The organism is Alphaproteobacteria bacterium US3C007 (assembly GCA_034423775.1).
GTDB classification, from domain to species: domain Bacteria; phylum Pseudomonadota; class Alphaproteobacteria; order Rhodobacterales; family Rhodobacteraceae; genus Thalassovivens; species Thalassovivens spotae.
Map to the genome: position 1 here is coordinate 3,465,818 of CP139918.1, position 16,759 is coordinate 3,482,576.

Genomic DNA, 16,759 nt, shown 5'->3' on the forward strand with positions numbered 1-16,759 from the left:
CGCAGCGGCACTTTAATGTTGCATACTGTCATAATGAGAGGAGAACACAATGTCATATTATACAATTTCGCACTGGGAAGCCGATGAGTGGACAGATGAAATGGAAGCAATTGCTAAAGATAAATTTGGCCCCATGATTATGGCTGTTGGTGCTAGTTCAGTCGATTTTGTCCAAACCGGGGACAAAACAATGTGCGTTGTAACCAAATATAAAGATGAAGCTACTGGAACGGCCGCTCTTGCAAAGATTGCTGAAATTCGAGGGCAAGCAGCGTCAACGATGCCCATCAGGATGGTCTCTGATGTTAAAGGTTCTGCATTCGTAAGTATGTAATTTAATGAGGGGCCTGAGCAATCAGCCCCTCAAAATCAACATCTTTAAGTACGACCCACGGCTCGTCTTCGTGAGCCTAACAACCCAATATGCGTTTCTGCTTGGTTCGACCAAGAAGCCTCAAGGATTGCGCATATCTTGTGACCGCGTGTCATTTCGCCTCAACCTCAAACTAAAAACTTTATTTTTGCTTTCTGATCCCTATTTTTAAAATGTAGACTTTAAAAGGGAAGTGACATGAAAGCGTTAACAGCAACCGCATTTGCTCTGATTTTATCAACATCTTCCGCATTCGCGGGGAATTGTTCAGAACATAACAAAGCGAACTTAGAAGCAATGTCGTGCCAAGCAGGGTACACTTGGGACGAAAATGCTGGTGGATGCGTCGAAGCACCTAATGCGTAAAACTAATGAGCGGGCTGAGCGATAGGCCCCTCAACGCCAACATCCTTGAGACCGGCGCCCACTTTAGTGGAAACGTCAGTATTTGACCGATTTCCAAGCTGCTATGCCAGAGGTACCGTTTTAGGTGTCGAGGAGAATTGAAATGGCTGATTTAAAACGGCAAGCAAACGATCCAAGCCTGACTGGCCTATTTCACGCAATCGGTTTTCAGATTGCGGGGATCGCAATCGCTTTTATGGCGAATAGCGTGAATTATGCTTTCCTCTTATTCGCTGATACAAACGGTCATGAGGCAGCCTTGAGCATCCCGATCATCGCTACAGCGCTTTTTACAATTGTCTGGGGCGATGCGTGCCTCAAATCCCAATTAGCCAATATCAAAGATGCATCCGCTGAAACTGCAGAAACATATGCACATGCAGATATTTCTGCTCAGCCCTATGGATTTTTGCGACTTATGAATTTTAGTCTGGCAATCGTTTTAGCGGCATCCCAATTTTCCATTCTGTTTGGTTAAACAGCAAAACAGTAAGACGCATTTAGTAAAACCGACTTACAAAACACCTCATCCTGATTGCCTACAATTGGCGTATGTGACACCAACGTCGCGCCTGCGCATCGGCGGGTTATTTTCTGCGGTAGAGGTTGATCTCATTACTTTCTGACGATTAAATTCATGCGGCTTAGAAAGCCCATCGTTAGATCTTTAGGCTTTGAGGGTGGTTTAGATTTTAAAGCGGCGCGCTTTATTTGAGGCGTATCGTTCAATCCATACTGAAACTCTTGATCAAAAAGCTCACGTTCTTGTGCGGTCATTTCGGATACTTTTTTACCTGCCATTGAATTTCTGAGTGCCTGCTTTTCCTCATCCGTCATCCAAATAACTCTCCATCTATAAAACCGTATAGTTAGCAATTCAGTATAGCAATAAATTGTGTACTGGCTCTGCTACTGTGCTCAATCCAATCGCAAGAAGCGTTGGGACATGACACGACTATTGGAGCTAATGGGTGACCTGTTGATCAAAGAAATCCGGCGGCTTTTTAAACTTAACGTCGAACAAAGTCTGGTAGTCTTCAAGATTTGAAAGCATCATTTGACCCACGTTACGGCCCGCAGATGTTAACTGATTGTAAAAGTCTACCAAGCCGTCTTTCTGTGCAGCGACTAAAGCTTCCCTCGTACCAGTAATATTATGCGTCATTTGGCAATGTAAAATCACGCTTTCAAACAGCATTAGATCGTTCACTTTGTTCATACGATAATCCCTTTCCATAAAACGAAAGCAGCCAATAAATTGGCTTGAGAAGTAAATTTGGAAAAGGAAACTGACCTTGGCTTCCACGCGCGTATTTTGCCGCGACACAAATAGAATACGACCGCATACAAAATTTGGATCACTTTCGATGACGATGCGGGTGGTCGGATCAATGTCGCTGAACCAAATGGCCTCTGATCCGCGCGCGACTAATGGATCGGCTAAGGTTGAGGATGAGGCTAGAGTGGCTTTTAAAAATGTTGGTGTTGAGGGGCTGATTGATCAGCCCACTCATTAAATTAATTATTTACGGTATGATGCTAAAAACCGTTTTGCGCTGTTCGGATTTGTACACTCTATATTGACTGAAAAATCCCAAATTCCCAAGCAAGCTTGCATAATCACCATTTGAATCTTTACGAAATTGTTTCTGATGATTGCGTAAACCGTCAACCGTGCGGTATCGTTCAACGACCACATAATAAACATGGGTTTTCGTAGCGTCACCCTTAGTAATTGTTAAGCTGTCTAGCCCCATTTCTTCATCGCCCATGGGGTGGGTTTCCTTGATCCAATTACCCCATTCGATTAACCGGTTTTCTACCTCTTCTACTTTATCTAGAGGAACTTTTAGAACAGCTCCCCAGTTCGTTGTGGGTATGTCTGAGGAAAAGCACGCTGTGCCAATAGTTATTAAGACAGCTGCGGTCGCTAAAATTCTGTTCATTTAATTTTCTTTCTGAATGTTTGAGAGTCTGGGCATCCAGCCCGCTTATTAACTTTAGGCGTTAGGCGGTGTGTAAGATCCAACTATCTTTTGCGCAGCCGCCACGATGGTAAGATGATCTACACATTCTAAATATATACAATTGCTGAAAGCGCCCGATGCGTAAACGACAGCCATTGCACCTTGCATTGTATCAGCGTCTGGAAGCTCCATATCCACTATTATATCATACGGACCACGCACAAAACTAACGTGGTTTAAAGTACCTCCTGCTGCTGAAACTACTTGTTCTACAGCGGCCATTCGATCTGAACCACCGATGATACCTTTTACCCCCTCGGGGGCATAAGAGGCCATAAAATAAACTCTGACTGACATTTTTCTCTCCCTAGTAATGACTTCAGTCATCGACAAGCATTGATCCGTTTCTGTCAAATATTACGCCACGAAAGTTAATACCAAAATGACACATGACCAAAAGATTAGCGCATTCTTTGCGTATTATTGCCTGATCCCAGAAGGCGCTCAAGTTGGACCGCCGATCAAGCTGATGAAGTTCTAGCGCAAGTTTATTATGGATGTGTTTGATAACCCGCATGGCACCAGTCGCGCTTTTCTGTCAGTTGCGAGAAGGAACGGCAGGTCTGCACAAGTTTAAAATCTACTCAAAGTTGGATGGGCTGGTGGCACTGGCCATGGCTTTTGAAACAAAGAGCGCAGGAGATATAACAATGCCAACGAGCCCATGGGATGACCCAGAGTTTTAGGTGGCGATTTAAGCTTCAGACATAATAGAAAGAATTGGTCCCATGGTTTCTTCAACCAATGAAGCACCATTTGATGCAGTATCTTTTTTACGCTGTTCTTGCAGTTTCGCGCGCTCTTCTTCAGCGTCTGTTTCAGAAGAATAAATGATAACCGATTGATGAGTGTTTTCGTCAATCTTAAACCAGATAATGTCTTGAGCTTTCGTGTTAGACCGATGCCCACGATGCCATTCTCGCATGGTTTCTGCGCTTGGAACGCCGTTGGGCCAAGACCATTTTGTGTGAACTGCATACTTCGCCATTTCGCTCTCTCCTTTGTAAAAGATAAGACTAGAAAACCACAGCTTGGGTCTTTTTGGCAACTTTAAAAAGTAGACATTAGGCCACTCGAAATCCCTAACCTTTCTGTGTCAACCGATAACTTCCTACAGCTGTCGAGAACGAGCGATGTTAATTCCAGCTCAGGCGTTGTGCTAAATGTTGAACATGCGTTGAGCTGGCCTGTTATCGCTTTGCGCCGCCAGAAGGGTCAACGCATGCCGACGTTTTTGCCGAGGCGCACCGCCTGCGGGTGGAAAACGGTGAGCTGGCGAAAACAAGGTGCGCTTATGGCGCTTGAATTATCTAGCCCAGCGCAAGCATAAAAGGATGGCGATGTTCACAAAAATGAACCGCTTGATCTTGTAGACCTTGGAGAATTACTAACCCATAAAAGTTAGCCCCCTGCCGGTATGCTAAGAATAGAAGATAACTAAGACTGACCAGACGCGGCGTTTTGGTGAATTGTGGGCGCTGCTTGGCTGGACCGCTATCCATATCCCCCTGCTGTCTTAGCCCCCTAGAACTGTGCCAGTATATTTTGGCATAGGGAGTAAGGAAACATGGCTCGGAAGCGTTATTCTGATGAAGATGTGTTGAAGTTATTGCGCGAGATTGATGTTCATTTGCACGATGGTTTGGACGTTGTGAGTGCGTGTCGCAAAGCTGGGATTTCAGATAAGAGTTATTATTACTGGCGTAAGAAGTTTGGAGGCCTTTCTCGTTCACAGGTTTCAGAGATGAAATCGCTCAAGAAAGAAAACGAGCGCTTGAAGAAGATCGTCGCTGACTTGCAGTTAGACAAGGTGATCCTGAAGGAGAGCCTTGATCATCTAAAGCCACGGGCCTGACGCGGGCTCAGCTTCGTCAGGCTGTTATTCATACGCGTCAAAAGCTGGATATTTCTGAGCGGCGTGCTTGCGCTGTTCTGGATGTAGCCCGCTCAAGTCTGCGCTATCAAGCCAAACAAGTAGATGATACCAAACTACGCTTGGCGATGATCCGGCTGGCCAAACAGTATGGGTGGTATGGTTATAGGAAAGTCACAGCCCTGCTGCGCATGGAAGGCTGGCGTGTTAACCACAAGAGGATCGAGCGCTTATGGAACGAAGAAGGTTTACAGCTGCCGCGCCGGCACAAGAAGCGCAAACGGCTTTATCACAAAGACAGCTCCATCATCAGGCTGCGGCCCACACATCCCAACCATATTTGGGCGATCGACTTTGTGCACGATAAGCTTAGCAATGGGTGCAGCTATAAAATGCTCACGGTTCTAGATGAATATACCCGTGAAGCGCTCTACGTGGCAGTGCGATCCAAAATGAATGCGAACGACGTTTTGGAGACACTGCACCCGCTGCTGATTAAACATGGTAAGCCAGAGTTTATTCGCTCTGACAACGGACCCGAGTTCATTGCCACGCATCTACAGGACTGGCTGAAGAGGATCGGTATCAAACCAATGCAAATCTATCCAGGCAGCCCTTGGGAAAATGGATACAACGAACGCTTTAACGGCACCTTGCGAAAAGAAGTGCTAAACGCTGAATGGTTCCACACCACACGGCAAGCCCAGGTCGCTATCAATGTTTGGCTCAGGCAATACAACCAGATCAGACCTCATCACGCATTAAACATGCGCCCACCCGTCCCAGAAACCTTATTAGAGAAACCAAAACTCAATGGGCGAGTATAGGGGGCTAGACAATGACAGGGGTTACATTAGCGCTACATCCGCAGCGTCCGTGAGAATTTACTGATAATTGTTTTCTTGAAAGTTAATTGCATCCAATACGGAAACCGCTATTTGCGATTCTCACTCTTATGTGTGCGCCAAGATATATTACAACACTGTGAAATCCAGAAGTGACAGGTCAAAATTGTGCGTTGAAAAGTCCATGTCACCTAAGACACGACCATCCTCGTAATAAATAGACTCATTAAATAGATCAGTCGTGTCACCCATCGATATAAGCTGAGCCGTATATGCTCCCGACAGCATTTGGTCGGTAATTAGAAATTCAGCTACACCGTCGTCATTTCGATCTTCGGCCCGATGTTGGTTCCCATTTTTATCATAAAATAACACCTGTGTAACTTCGATACCACTTACATCGGTGGCGTCGTAATCGATGTAGAGAGTTTGTCCCGCAGACAACGTGTTATCTCGAGTAGAAAATGACAACAGAGTAGGACCTTCAGAGTCAACAGAAGCAGTATTCGTTACGGCTAACGCAAAAACATCAGAGACACTAGCTGCACTGCCATCAGTAGCTGTTACCTTAATATCAATTGAGCCAACATCTGCGTTGGCCGGTGTGCCGCTAAATGTTCGCGTATCTGCATTAAAGGAAAGCCAAGACGGTAAAGCACTGCCATCAGAAAGAGTAGCCGTATAAGTAAAGCTATCGCCCGCATCCACATCGACAAAGACATCCGACGCGAATTGGAACGAAAGCGCGCTGTCTTCTGCAATCGTTTGATCCGCAATCGCATTCGCAACAGTGGGCGCGTCATTGGTATTTGAGACTGTCAGCGCAACCACGTCGGAAACAGAAGCACCACTAGTGTCCGTCGCCGTAAGTTTTCCGACAATCACACCAACAGCAGAGTTAGGCGGTGTTCCAGACGCCGTTAAAGTGTCCGCATCAAATGTTAGCCAAGAAGGAAGGTCACTGCCATCCTCAAGCGTAGCTGTGTAGGTAAGGCTGTCACCAACATCCACGTCAGAAAATATATTTTCATTGAACTGCCAGACATAGCTGACACCCTCTGTCGCAGTGCCGTCAATCATCGGATTTACTACTGTTGGCGCATCATTGGTATTAGTGACTGTAATATTAAAGGTGTCAGTGATAGCTGCGTTTCCGCTATCCGTTGCCGTCACTTTAACCGCTATAACGCCAACATTCGCATTCAAAGGCGTGCCACTGAAGGTACGAGTCGCCGCGTCGAAAGCAAGCCAAGACGGTAAGGCTGCATCATTTGATAATGCCGCAGTATAGGTCAGGCTATCGCCCGCATCCACATCGACAAAGACATCCCACGCGAATTGAAATGAAAGCGCACTGTCTTCGGCAATCGTTTGATCGGAGATCGCATTCGCAACAGTTGGGGCATCGTTCGTGTTGACAACAGTAAGCGAAACAATATCAGACGCAGTTGCTCCACTCGTATCCTTAGCGGTAAGCTTTCCAACTAGAACACCAACGGCAGAGTTGGGCGGTGTTCCAAATGCCGTTAAAGTTTCAGCATTAAAAGTAAGCCAAGCCGGCAAGTCGCTACCATCTTCCAGCGAAGCGGTGTAGGTCAAACTATCACCGGCATCTACATCAGCAAAAACATTCTCATCAATCTGCCAAACGTAGTTTATACCCTCAGTCGCAGTGGTATCCACTATCGGATTTACCACCGTGGGAGCATCGTTGGCTCCCTGAATAGTAAAACTTAGCGTTTGAGCCGTTGTCGTATTTACACCATCTGTGACTTGAACAGAAAAGCTTTCAATTTTGCTGTCGGATGCTTTTAGAGCATTCGTAGCCGTTTTAGCATTATCTAAAGAATACGTGTATGCGCCGGTCGCCGCGTTTAAGGCTAATGTGCCATAAGTGCCTGTAACGCTGAAGCTGCCATTGGTAGCTGACGAGCCAACAACGGAATAGGTAAGGCTCGCATTTTCTGGATCTGTACCGCTTAAGCTACCCGTGATGGTGAAAGTTGACGCATCTTCAGTGACCGACCCTCCTGCTGGCACAGTTAGAGTTGGTGCTTCGTTTATATCTGTCACGCTAATTGAAAAAGATTTAGAGTATGTTTTTCCTCCCTCATCCGTTGATATTATTGTCAAGCTGTAAGACGTTTTTGTTTCGTAATCAGGTTGATCCTTGAGGGATAATTCGCCTGTCGACTGGTTGATAGTGAAAGCGCCGTAATCAGTTCCCGAGATTTCAGCAATTTCATAAGTAAACGCCACACCATCAGACTGATCACTATCGGTGGTACTTAACGTTCCAACTACTAGAGATGAGGCACCTTCACTAATCGAGCTAGACGTTAAGGTGATGTCCGTAGGAGCTTTATTTTTCGCAGCGGTGCTTACAACGTTCGCATCGGTAAAGCTAATACTGCCCGAACCAGCAGTGTTTACCTCTGCAGCTGCGGCCGTTTTAACTTGATCGGTTAAAACTTGGACGGTTGAAAAAACATTTTTGGCTGCATCAGACGTAAGATCTGTAACGGTTGCAATCTCATCATTCACATTCTTTACAGCTGTGGCTGCGTCATCTGCTAAGGCATCAAATGCTGCGGTGTTAACGCCAGAAGTAGTACTTACTTCTGCAACCACCTTATCCTTAATCAAAGCTAGATCCGCCGTGCTGGTTAAATCTAGCGATTTGTCTGCTGCGCTTGCATTTGGATCATTCACTTTTGTGGCTTTATCTTTCACGACATCAGCCACAGCAGTTAACGCCGCTTCAAACGCATCCGCTTTACTTGCTCCAGCACCCTCAGCAGCAGCGGCAAATGCAGTAACAGCGCTCATAATTTGTTGGCCTGCCTGTTCCACAGCAAGCGCTTTATCTGGATCAACGCCAGCCGCATATGGATTGAAACTTAACGGATCGACCCCATCTGGAAGCTCCAACACGGCTGCAACTTGGGCAGCGGTTAGACCAGCTTCTTCCATAAGTGTTGTTGTTGGGGTTACAACAGTAGCTCCCGCAGGCGCCTTAAGGGTAGCACCTGCTAAAACTGACCCAGAGGAAGTATCAATGGTTGTTTCATCTGTAACAGCAATGATCGTATAGTTTGAATTACTAGTAGATATTGTGAAGCTACCATCAGAGCCTGTGCGAACAGTACTGCTGTCTACAATCCCGTCGCCATCGTAGTCCAAGCCTACCAAGGCATTGCTTAATGGACCTTTCACAATGTGACCACCAACGGAGAAGGAGCCACCGCCCCCACCACTTTGACCGCCGCCACCGCCGCCGCCACAAGCAGCAAGCGTCAGTAAAGCTAATGGCGACAACACAAAGGTAGGTTTTTTAAACTTTATATTTTTTCGAGACATAAGAAAAAATCCAAGACAAACGATTCCGACAAAATCCTAAAACCTCAAGGTCTCAAAGTAAAATAAAATTGAGCGAAATATCTTGTGAAAGAAACACCGAACCCTGAACAAAACATGGAGGTCACAGAATGTAATACTTGCGCAAAAGTTCCTCTGTTAACCTTCCGCAACTTGAAAGGCGATTAATGGAAAGGCAGCATCGCATAACCCACTTTGGAGCTGTAAAGCATACCAACACACCAAAACGTACCAATCACGCTAGTTAACAGCGACGCGCACAGGCGCGCGCACGTGCCGAATAAAAGCGCTGCTAACAAGTATGCGATAACGCTAAGTAACGTGGTTTGACTATCATTTGTCTGGCTGTATGTCTGGCTGGAAAGACTAATGCTTAAGCCGCACCCCCAAAGATTGATTAGCTGCCTGTAAAGCCTATCTGATACAGATCGGGAACAATGGGTTTAGCCACCCAAGTTAGGAAAAGTTTGATGGGAAACCAATGTACGTGTGGGCGTTCGCTCACGGATAACTGCGTGGGATGGGGCGACTTGTCTCATTCAGAATGGCAGACAAAAAAATTGATCGTTGAAGCGCAGGTTGCAGCCAAGGAAGTTCATGAAGAAATCATACGCTTGATCTACCCTGACGGTAGTTTTTAACTGATTGTTAGCGCCGCTTCCACCGGTTCATTGTTGTGGCGCATCTAGTTTCTACCACTCTGGCAAACAGTTTGTTCGACTGACCGACCTGTGCGAGTTTTTGGATCAAGCAAAAAGCTTTAATGAATGCGCAGATCTTTTGGCCGCGTGTCATTTCGCCTAAACCTCAGTCTAAAAACTTTATTTTTGTTTTCTGCTCCCTACTTTTGACCTGTAGCCGATAAGGAGAATTGAAATGAAAGCAGTAACAGCAACAGCATTTGCTCTGATTTTATCAACGTCTTCCGTGTTCGCGGGGAATTGTTCAGAGCATAACAAAGCAAGCTTAGAAGCAATGTCGTGCCAAACAGGGTACACTTGGGACGAGAATGCTGGCGGATGCGTCGAAGCACCTAACGCATAAAGACAATGAGCGGGCTGAGCGATCAGCCCCTCAACTCCAACATCGCTTAAAGCCACTCTGGCCTCACCTTCAACCTTAGTCGATCCATTAATCGTGCGCGGATCAGAGGTCATTTGGTTCGGCATTACGAAGTTCATTCGTAAGCATCTCAAATTCAAGATGCACTTAAACGAAGCGGTGGTGAAAAATAATAAGCCTTCGTGAGCGAGATAATAAAAGCGCATCAATGACCAAACTATCCACCATACCACAGCACCAACTAAACATCACCTGCGGCATCTGTAAACGTCATACGCTTCTAGAGGTGGCAAACCTGATTGCTGTAGTAGGCGGCGACGCCACAGCCCATCAGGTACGTCAGAAAGCCAGATGCAACAACTGCGGCGTGAAGGGTAACAATACTTATCAGATAGTTTATCGATGTACCGACAAAAATAAGAATTAAAGATTACTGCGCTACCCCATTCGTTGCTTGACGTGGTACATTGCCACCACTTTTATAGATGGAGAGTTATTTGCATGTCGGATAATGAAAAGCAGGCGCTCAGAAATTCAATGGCAGGTAAAAAAGTATCCGAAATGACCGCACAAGAACGTGAGCTTTTTGATCAAGAGTTTCAGTATGGACTGAACGATAAGCCTCAAATAAAGAGCGGCGCTTTAAAATCTGAACAACCCTCAAAGCCTAAAGATCTAACGATGGGCTTTCTCAGCCGCATGAATTTAATCGTCAGAAAGTAATGACAACCACCCTTACCGCAGAAAATAACGCGCCGACGCACAGGCGCGCCCGCGTGCCAAACTTTTGATATACCGTCAACAAAAGGGGGGACTAAAGGGGGGACAAATTTCATCAATAAAAACTAACGCGTTGATATGTAATATTTTTATGATGAACTATGGTGCCCCCACACGGACTCGAACCGCGGACCTACTGATTACAAATCAGTTGCTCTACCAGCTGAGCTATAGGGGCAAACGATGTAAGCTCTTAACAGTAATCACGGATGATCCCGCGAAGACCAAGATATAATCGTCATTGCGGCGTGGATAATAGTAAGAAAACGGTTTCGCAAGCCCCAAAATGTGCCTTTTTAAAGCAAAATTATTTTTTTCCACGTTCAACGGCAAATTTCACTTTCGCGACAGGACTAAAAATAAAAATTTGCACAGCCCAGCGCGGCCTAAACCCCTAGGCTCAAACGCCGATAGGATCTGCTGTGTGACTTTACGCGTACTAAACTATCAGTCCATTTTGTAATGTCGCGGTTATCGTTAAAAATATATCCTCGCGTCGAAAACGGGTTGCCACAGCAGCGCTTTTTAAGTTGCTGGAATTCCATTTGCTTCGTTTGGAACGGATCGTTTTCATTGGCCGGACCAAGTGAAGCGGTTTGAGCGGTCGCTCACGCAACAGAAGTATTGCCGCGAACAAAGTTTTAGCGCCCTTTAAGTAGCCGATAGACACGGCTCGCAGCATCCCATAACGGTCCCACAACGGACATGCCTGTCAATCGTTTTGAAACTATATGAATTCATTCGCTTACTTTTGAAGACTAAATAGCCCAAACGCAAAATAAACTGAAAACCTCTTTTAACCAACTTTTTTAAAATAGAAGGGTTCTAAAAAGAGTAAAAAATGACAGATAATTTAAGCGTAAGTTACTGATTTCATCTCGGGCCTAATAGTTCCTGGTCGCAGATCGAGACTAAATTATTTGACAAATTACACCACAAAACTCATCGGCAGTTCAAAAGCTGGCCAACTCCTTAATTCAGATCCTGACCTAAAGACATCACTTGTGAGTGAAGTAAAGACAAAAAAGCGTGCAATAATAACCATCCACTAGGTTTTCGTGGGTGACGGTGTTGATGAAGTATATCTAGAAAAGCAACGTCTCATAAAATTGCTTAATAGCTTAAAAGATACGACACCTGAGATAACAGAATTCCATTGCGTTCTTAAAGAACGGCGAGGGGATGCACCCCCAGACTTCTGAAAAATGAAGTTTCGCTCAAATTAAGAAAATTTAGCCCGCTATAACAGCGGGCAGGTTACTTTTTTTTCGAGAGAAAAATCAATGCCAGTACGTAAAAAGTGCGTAAAAGAGATGGGTTTCGATGACATGCATTATCAAACCAACCAATAGACGACATATGTCTAGTCACTGCATGGATTGTGAGCGAGAGTATCAACTGCAATATAAGAAGAGGAAAGCAAATCCGAAAATGCCCCTTGTTTTCCCAAATGATCACCTTTTTTTCTAATGGGCAGACCTGCAACGAATGCGGTGAATTCAAGCGAGCAAAAACTTTTATATCAAACGAGATGGTCGCAGCTTTAAAGGTATCGCCATGCAAAGCAAATGTCAGCCGTGTAAAGAAATCCAAAAATCTAAAGCCTTTATGAAATGAAGGTATGGTATAACCTAAGAAGAATATCCCCAGCGGTTAAAAGATCAGAACAATAAATGCACAATCTGTAGGTCTTCTGATCATAAAAATAAAAGAACAGGTAAGCTGGTTCAAACGTTATTGATTGCTCATGATCATGCTACGGGAAAGGTAAGGGGTTTATTGTGCTCTGCCTGTAATCACGCGCTTGGTCAATTTAAGGATAATAAAGCTGCTCTTTTTCGCGCCAAAGAATATCTAATCCAGTGAAGACCTAAGAATCTGGACCCTAATCAAACCCAACTTATCAAGAGAGCATAAAAAACACCTCATAAAACCTGCCAAGGCCTCGTTTTACTGTCTCTGCCGGTAGGGATATCGCCTACAACCAGATTATTAGCATTCAATCATCTGAAAAAAGCACTTTGCACCAAAAACGGCACTAAACAAACATTCAAGATGTTTTAGTTAAATAAAATCAGTAATTAAGTAGAGTTTTGTGGTACCCAAGGCCGGACTCGAACCGGCACGCCCGTTAAGGCGGGGGATTTTGAATCCCCTGCGTCTACCATTCCGCCACTTGGGCCCAATCAGCCTTTCACACGAGGGGCTAAAAAAGCCCCGGAGCACCAATCAAAACCGCTAGGTTTCGGTTGCAACTCTCCATCTTCAGATGGCGTATGCTCGATCAAACCAATTCAAACCTATGGTAGATAGTTGGCTCGAATCTCGATATTTCGATATCGAAGTTTCTGCCTAGCGTAAACCCAGAAGTTCATTTACCCTGACCTCTATGCGCATAATTGCGGCACTCCATTAGGACAAACACCCAATGCGATTAATAACCGCCCTTCTCACCGCGTTGCTAATCGCACCCTTATCAGCCTATTTCGCCTATGAAAATCATGCGCGCCTCAAGGCGATTTTTGAGCCTGAAAAACAAGATATCATTTCCATGATTAGTTTAGAAAACGCATGTTCAGTTCCTGATACAGCCTTCCAAGTGAGTGATTTAAGCACGGGGCGCACCGTGCCATTCTCAAACGGAAAAGCGCGCCTTATGACCAAACAGGATAACCCAATCCAGCTGCAACTAAATTCAAAATATAAGGCAGTTTGGATTGACCTTCCAAGCCAAAAAGCAACACCGACTATGGTTTTGAAATTTGACTGCTCAGACTCCCAACGGATGCAAGACACGTTCAAATCCCTGAATGAAAGCCTTGGTGATTAGCGTTTTACCACGTCTTTTCGAGAGCTAGACCTGAAACACATCGCCGACATGTCGGAAACGTTTTCCCGTTTTCATTCTGGAACAGGGCTAAATAGCGCAGAAAAGCAGATGGATGCAGCACAAAAAACGCATCCTTATGCTCTTGCTCTAACGCTTTAATAATACCAAACTATGCGTTGATAATGTGTAGAGCATAAACTCAATTTAAGCGAGGTTCGGGCAAATATGAATTTAAGAAAACTTGGTAAGTTTGGTCCAGACATCTCGCCAATAGGGATCGGTGCGATGTCATTCAGTAATTTTTATGGCGCCACCACGGAAACCCAGTCGCATCGCATTCTTCACGCCGCGCTCGCGCAGGGTATAAACCATATCGATACCGCAAATGTCTATGGAATGGGGGTGTCAGAAACAGCAATCGGAAACTTCTTGACACAAAACAAAGCGTCAGCAGCAGGCCAGTTCACGCTTGCCACAAAAGCGGGCATCCGCCGCGATTCCGAGACGGGCAACAGATTTTTTGACAACAGCGCAGAGCATCTGGCAGAGGAATTAGACAACAGCTTAAAGCGGCTGAAGGTCGAAACAATCGACCTTTTCTACGTTCATCGACGCGATGCAAATCGCCCAATAGAAGAGGTAACGCAAACACTGGCCAGCTTCGTTCAAGCTGGAAAAATTCGATCTTTTGGGTTTTCAGAAATCGCGCCCAGTTCTTTGAAAAAAGCCGCTGAAATTCATCATGTTGCTGCGGTTCAATCTGAATATTCCTTAGCGGTCCGAAGCCCCGAACTTGGGTTGGTTCAAGCCACCAAACAATTGGGAACGGCGCTTGTTGCATTTTCCCCTTTGGGGCGATCCTTGTTGACTGACCGCCCTCACACAACGCAGAAGATCGCAACGATGGGGTTTTTGAAGAACAATCCGCGCTTTATCGAGCCAAATTTAAGTGCGAATATCCAAGCAACCGCAAAATTTCGCGCATTGGCCGAAGAAATGGGCACATCGGCGGCGGCCCTATCAATTGCTTGGTTGCTACATCAAAGCGAGCATATTATTGCCATCCCCGGCACGCGCTCTGTGCCGCATTTCCTCGAACATTGCGCGGGTGCACGCCTTAGCTTGTCAAAAGAGGCTATTGCACAAATCGAAAGCGTATTGCCTGTGGGCTGGGCCCATGGCGATAGATATTCCCAGCAGCAATGGATTGGCCCCGAGCGGTATTGCTAATAACGTGGCCAAATATGCGCCCCGCTCATAGACTAAATTTAGGAATATTATCATATGAAAATTTATAGCGCGGAACATCGCCCCAGTAAAAAAGCCTCATCCAATTGGTTTTCAGGAACCGTCTGGCAGGATCCTATCATCGAAACCCCTGCCCCAGCGCGGGTGCACGCGCTCAAGGTTGCGTTTGAACCCAGCGCCCGAACGGCCTGGCACACGCATCCTTTAGGGCAAACGCTCCACGTCCTGTCAGGCGTTGGATTGGTTCAACTGCGTGGTCAAGCCGCGCAGAAAATAACCGCCGGCGATACAGTTTGGATAGAACCGGGCGAAGAACATTGGCACGGCGCTATGCCTGCGCATGCGATGATCCATATCGCCATTCAAGAAAGCTTGGATGGAACGATGGCGAATTGGCTGAATAAGCTTTCAGATGAAGAATACCAGCAAAGCGTTGCCACGCTTTAGGCTAGGATCAAAGCGCGCAGCCAGCACTGAAGCCACGCGGCGGATTGACCAGAGCGCATTCAAAGCCCAGCCTAAATCGATCAGCGAACAGCGCGCGATATCTGCTTTGATCCAGCCTAAGAAAAGCCTTCGACAACCGTGACGGTGGCCTCAGAGGCTTGCAACCGAATGGCCTTCACCGGTTGATACGCCTCACTGCTTAAAAACGTCAAGGCCGTAGCTCGATTGGGAAATCGTATCACGACCAAACGCGATGGCGACCATAGATCGGCCTGTGCCACGTCAAGACGCCCTCCTCTTATGATATATTCGCCGCCAAATTCTTCGACGATTGGTTTTGCAAGGCGTTTATACGATTCATATTTCTCTGGATCGTGGATTTTTGTATCAGCAATCAAATAAGCCTGTGACATATCAGCGACCCCTTATGCTTGAGCGCGTTCATATACACGCATCACGACCTGGCTTTCCATCATAAAATAAAAGGTGAGGCCGCTCTATTTATAACCGCATAGCTTGTTTTGCGCGACAATAGACTCATAACTCAAATCCGATCCGCGATAAGTTAACGGGCATTTTTGAAATTTATCAAGCATGAAAGACTTCAAAGGTTTGCTCGGACTCAAAAACACTTTTGATACTTCTTTATTTTCATGCACTTGCGACAAACATCCGCTTAAGAAAATAAAAAAGCAGGAATTGTATATTATAATAAATGATAATTTTTTCAAGACAGAGCACTCTTAACCTTCGGAACAGTGAGCCTCTTACTTTATTAAGAGTATCAAAATACTACATAAATGAAAAAATATGAATAGCAATCGTATTCTTTAAAATTTAAAAATAACTGTATGGGTTACGGCTTGGCGCCAGCCCGCAATGCTTGCTCAGACAACTAAAACAGCGCGCAAAATAAAAAGTAGCAGGACTGGTCGAAAAGCCTTATCCCAAAATATATCAAGCAACAAACAGGAGCGTTAACAAGTTATGCTGGTTCCTATTATAGAATTGGCAAGCAGCGAAACCCAGCCACCGGCGCATATTGCAGCTTTGGCTCTGGGCCATATCAGCGGATGCGCCGTTCAGTTTTTTCAACCCGAAAATAGTTGGGGATTTGCACGTTTTGCAAAAGGCCAACGTAAATATTTTTTTATTGAGCTGCCCCAGCGAAGTGATCGCAGCAAATTTCTTCCGCTATTAAAGGGTACAGAGCAGGATGATCAATTTTTCACGCTGGATGCAAACCACACCTATATTAGCTTTCGCCTATACGAAGATCTGCATGCGGTTGAGTTTTATGGCTGGCATCGTCCAGCGGCCAAACAGCGCCTGGCTTCAGCCGTAGAAAGCGCTTTAAAACCACATCTTGCCAAGCATGAGCTGAATAAAATGGCAGTTTTAATTGAGGTCCTAAAAAGCTTGACCAAAGCCGCCAAACCTTAAAGCCACCCCCCGTCTTCCGAGGGCGGCGTTTTTGACGCAGAGCCTCGC

The 16,759-nt window shown here is 45.6% G+C and carries 17 protein-coding genes, 2 tRNA genes and 2 pseudogenes; 10 read left to right on the forward strand and 11 right to left on the reverse strand.

What is annotated here, in order from left to right; genetic code table 11:
* Window positions 1-49 precede the first annotated feature (49 nt).
* Both UM181_16550 and UM181_16555 read left to right on the forward strand, forming a co-directional pair.
* Window positions 50-334, forward strand: a complete 285-nt coding sequence (locus UM181_16550) for a hypothetical protein (protein WQC62894.1) — start codon at window positions 50-52, stop codon at window positions 332-334.
* A gap of 547 nt (window positions 335-881) precedes the next feature.
* The gene (locus UM181_16555; GenBank protein ID WQC62895.1) at window positions 882-1,256 is read left to right on the forward strand and encodes a hypothetical protein; all 375 of its coding nucleotides are present in this window, start codon (window positions 882-884) and stop codon (window positions 1,254-1,256) included.
* 137 nt (window positions 1,257-1,393) lie between these two features.
* Here UM181_16555 and UM181_16560 read toward each other — a convergent pair whose 3' ends face one another.
* Both UM181_16560 and UM181_16565 read right to left on the reverse strand, forming a co-directional pair.
* Window positions 1,394-1,615: a hypothetical protein gene (locus UM181_16560; GenBank protein ID WQC62896.1), complete on the reverse strand. Its 222-nt coding sequence runs from the start codon at window positions 1,613-1,615 to the stop codon at window positions 1,394-1,396.
* 127 nt (window positions 1,616-1,742) lie between these two features.
* Window positions 1,743-1,997 carry a hypothetical protein gene (locus tag UM181_16565; protein ID WQC62897.1) on the reverse strand — a complete coding sequence of 85 codons (255 nt, stop codon included), beginning with the start codon at window positions 1,995-1,997 and terminating at the stop codon, window positions 1,743-1,745.
* 76 nt (window positions 1,998-2,073) lie between these two features.
* Between UM181_16565 and UM181_16570 the strand changes: the two genes are divergently transcribed.
* On the forward strand, window positions 2,074-2,295 hold the full coding sequence (locus tag UM181_16570) for a hypothetical protein (protein WQC62898.1): 222 nt from the start codon (window positions 2,074-2,076) through the stop codon (window positions 2,293-2,295).
* A 9-nt stretch (window positions 2,296-2,304) separates the two neighbouring features.
* On the opposite strand, the gene UM181_16575 is transcribed toward UM181_16570, so the two are convergent.
* The 3 genes from UM181_16575 to UM181_16585 form a co-directional block, all read right to left on the reverse strand.
* Window positions 2,305-2,724, reverse strand: coding sequence for a hypothetical protein (locus tag UM181_16575; GenBank protein ID WQC62899.1), 420 nt, complete (start codon window positions 2,722-2,724; stop codon window positions 2,305-2,307).
* A gap of 54 nt (window positions 2,725-2,778) precedes the next feature.
* Window positions 2,779-3,102, reverse strand: coding sequence for a GYD domain-containing protein (locus UM181_16580; protein ID WQC62900.1), 324 nt, complete (start codon window positions 3,100-3,102; stop codon window positions 2,779-2,781).
* A 397-nt stretch (window positions 3,103-3,499) separates the two neighbouring features.
* A complete protein-coding gene (locus UM181_16585) occupies window positions 3,500-3,793 on the reverse strand; it encodes a hypothetical protein (protein ID WQC62901.1) in 294 nt (97 codons plus the stop codon).
* A gap of 188 nt (window positions 3,794-3,981) precedes the next feature.
* On the opposite strand from UM181_16585, the pseudogene UM181_16590 reads away from it, so the two are divergent.
* Window positions 3,982-4,077 (forward strand): annotated as a pseudogene (locus UM181_16590) (VOC family protein).
* A gap of 295 nt (window positions 4,078-4,372) precedes the next feature.
* Window positions 4,373-5,505, forward strand: a pseudogene (locus UM181_16595) (IS3 family transposase).
* Between the two features lie 147 nt (window positions 5,506-5,652).
* On the opposite strand, the gene UM181_16600 reads toward UM181_16595, so the two are convergent.
* Both UM181_16600 and UM181_16605 read right to left on the reverse strand, forming a co-directional pair.
* The gene (locus tag UM181_16600) at window positions 5,653-8,883 is read right to left on the reverse strand and encodes a putative Ig domain-containing protein (GenBank protein WQC62902.1); all 3,231 of its coding nucleotides are present in this window, start codon (window positions 8,881-8,883) and stop codon (window positions 5,653-5,655) included.
* Between the two features lie 839 nt (window positions 8,884-9,722).
* The gene (locus UM181_16605; protein ID WQC62903.1) at window positions 9,723-10,058 is read right to left on the reverse strand and encodes a hypothetical protein; all 336 of its coding nucleotides are present in this window, start codon (window positions 10,056-10,058) and stop codon (window positions 9,723-9,725) included.
* Between the two features lie 406 nt (window positions 10,059-10,464).
* Here UM181_16605 and UM181_16610 point away from each other — a divergent pair, with 406 nt between their 5' ends.
* Window positions 10,465-10,686: a hypothetical protein gene (locus UM181_16610; protein WQC62904.1), complete on the forward strand. Its 222-nt coding sequence runs from the start codon at window positions 10,465-10,467 to the stop codon at window positions 10,684-10,686.
* A 159-nt stretch (window positions 10,687-10,845) separates the two neighbouring features.
* Here the strand turns inward: UM181_16610 and UM181_16615 are convergent.
* From UM181_16615 to UM181_16625, 3 genes are all read right to left on the reverse strand, one after another.
* Window positions 10,846-10,921 (reverse strand) — tRNA-Thr (locus UM181_16615).
* A 1,079-nt stretch (window positions 10,922-12,000) separates the two neighbouring features.
* Complete coding sequence (locus tag UM181_16620; GenBank protein WQC62905.1) at window positions 12,001-12,336, reverse strand: hypothetical protein; 336 nt, start codon at window positions 12,334-12,336, stop codon at window positions 12,001-12,003.
* A gap of 503 nt (window positions 12,337-12,839) precedes the next feature.
* Window positions 12,840-12,925, reverse strand: a tRNA-Leu gene (locus tag UM181_16625).
* A 246-nt stretch (window positions 12,926-13,171) separates the two neighbouring features.
* Between UM181_16625 and UM181_16630 the strand changes: the two genes are divergently transcribed.
* The 3 genes from UM181_16630 (at window position 13,172) to UM181_16640 (ending at window position 15,268) form a co-directional block, all read left to right on the forward strand.
* Window positions 13,172-13,573 carry a hypothetical protein gene (locus UM181_16630; GenBank protein ID WQC62906.1) on the forward strand — a complete coding sequence of 134 codons (402 nt, stop codon included), beginning with the start codon at window positions 13,172-13,174 and terminating at the stop codon, window positions 13,571-13,573.
* Between the two features lie 225 nt (window positions 13,574-13,798).
* Window positions 13,799-14,803 (forward strand): aldo/keto reductase, encoded by a 1,005-nt coding sequence (locus tag UM181_16635; GenBank protein WQC62907.1) that lies wholly within the window; start codon window positions 13,799-13,801, stop codon window positions 14,801-14,803.
* A gap of 54 nt (window positions 14,804-14,857) precedes the next feature.
* Window positions 14,858-15,268, forward strand: a complete 411-nt coding sequence (locus UM181_16640; protein WQC62908.1) for a cupin domain-containing protein — start codon at window positions 14,858-14,860, stop codon at window positions 15,266-15,268.
* A gap of 116 nt (window positions 15,269-15,384) precedes the next feature.
* On the opposite strand, the gene UM181_16645 is transcribed toward UM181_16640, so the two are convergent.
* Complete coding sequence (locus tag UM181_16645; GenBank protein WQC62909.1) at window positions 15,385-15,681, reverse strand: DUF1330 domain-containing protein; 297 nt, start codon at window positions 15,679-15,681, stop codon at window positions 15,385-15,387.
* 574 nt (window positions 15,682-16,255) lie between these two features.
* Between UM181_16645 and UM181_16650 the strand changes: the two genes are divergently transcribed.
* Window positions 16,256-16,711 carry a hypothetical protein gene (locus tag UM181_16650; GenBank protein WQC62910.1) on the forward strand — a complete coding sequence of 152 codons (456 nt, stop codon included), beginning with the start codon at window positions 16,256-16,258 and terminating at the stop codon, window positions 16,709-16,711.
* The last annotated feature ends 48 nt before the right edge of the window (window positions 16,712-16,759 follow it).

What these genes read in the sequence shown, in the direction of transcription:
- UM181_16550 (WQC62894.1), top strand. Translation starts at nt 50, where the DNA reads ATGTCATATTATACAATTTCGCACTGGGAAGCCGATGAGTGGACAGAT.
- UM181_16555 (WQC62895.1), top strand. Translation starts at nt 882, where the DNA reads ATGGCTGATTTAAAACGGCAAGCAAACGATCCAAGCCTGACTGGCCTA.
- UM181_16560 (WQC62896.1), bottom strand. Translation starts at nt 1,615, where the DNA reads ATGACGGATGAGGAAAAGCAGGCACTCAGAAATTCAATGGCAGGTAAA.
- UM181_16565 (WQC62897.1), bottom strand. Translation starts at nt 1,997, where the DNA reads ATGAACAAAGTGAACGATCTAATGCTGTTTGAAAGCGTGATTTTACAT.
- UM181_16575 (WQC62899.1), bottom strand. Translation starts at nt 2,724, where the DNA reads ATGAACAGAATTTTAGCGACCGCAGCTGTCTTAATAACTATTGGCACA.
- UM181_16580 (WQC62900.1), bottom strand. Translation starts at nt 3,102, where the DNA reads ATGTCAGTCAGAGTTTATTTTATGGCCTCTTATGCCCCCGAGGGGGTA.
- UM181_16585 (WQC62901.1), bottom strand. Translation starts at nt 3,793, where the DNA reads ATGGCGAAGTATGCAGTTCACACAAAATGGTCTTGGCCCAACGGCGTT.
- UM181_16600 (WQC62902.1), bottom strand. Translation starts at nt 8,883, where the DNA reads ATGTCTCGAAAAAATATAAAGTTTAAAAAACCTACCTTTGTGTTGTCG.
- UM181_16605 (WQC62903.1), bottom strand. Translation starts at nt 10,058, where the DNA reads ATGACCTCTGATCCGCGCACGATTAATGGATCGACTAAGGTTGAAGGT.
- UM181_16610 (WQC62904.1), top strand. Translation starts at nt 10,465, where the DNA reads ATGTCGGATAATGAAAAGCAGGCGCTCAGAAATTCAATGGCAGGTAAA.
- UM181_16630 (WQC62906.1), top strand. Translation starts at nt 13,172, where the DNA reads ATGCGATTAATAACCGCCCTTCTCACCGCGTTGCTAATCGCACCCTTA.
- UM181_16635 (WQC62907.1), top strand. Translation starts at nt 13,799, where the DNA reads ATGAATTTAAGAAAACTTGGTAAGTTTGGTCCAGACATCTCGCCAATA.
- UM181_16640 (WQC62908.1), top strand. Translation starts at nt 14,858, where the DNA reads ATGAAAATTTATAGCGCGGAACATCGCCCCAGTAAAAAAGCCTCATCC.
- UM181_16645 (WQC62909.1), bottom strand. Translation starts at nt 15,681, where the DNA reads ATGTCACAGGCTTATTTGATTGCTGATACAAAAATCCACGATCCAGAG.
- UM181_16650 (WQC62910.1), top strand. Translation starts at nt 16,256, where the DNA reads ATGCTGGTTCCTATTATAGAATTGGCAAGCAGCGAAACCCAGCCACCG.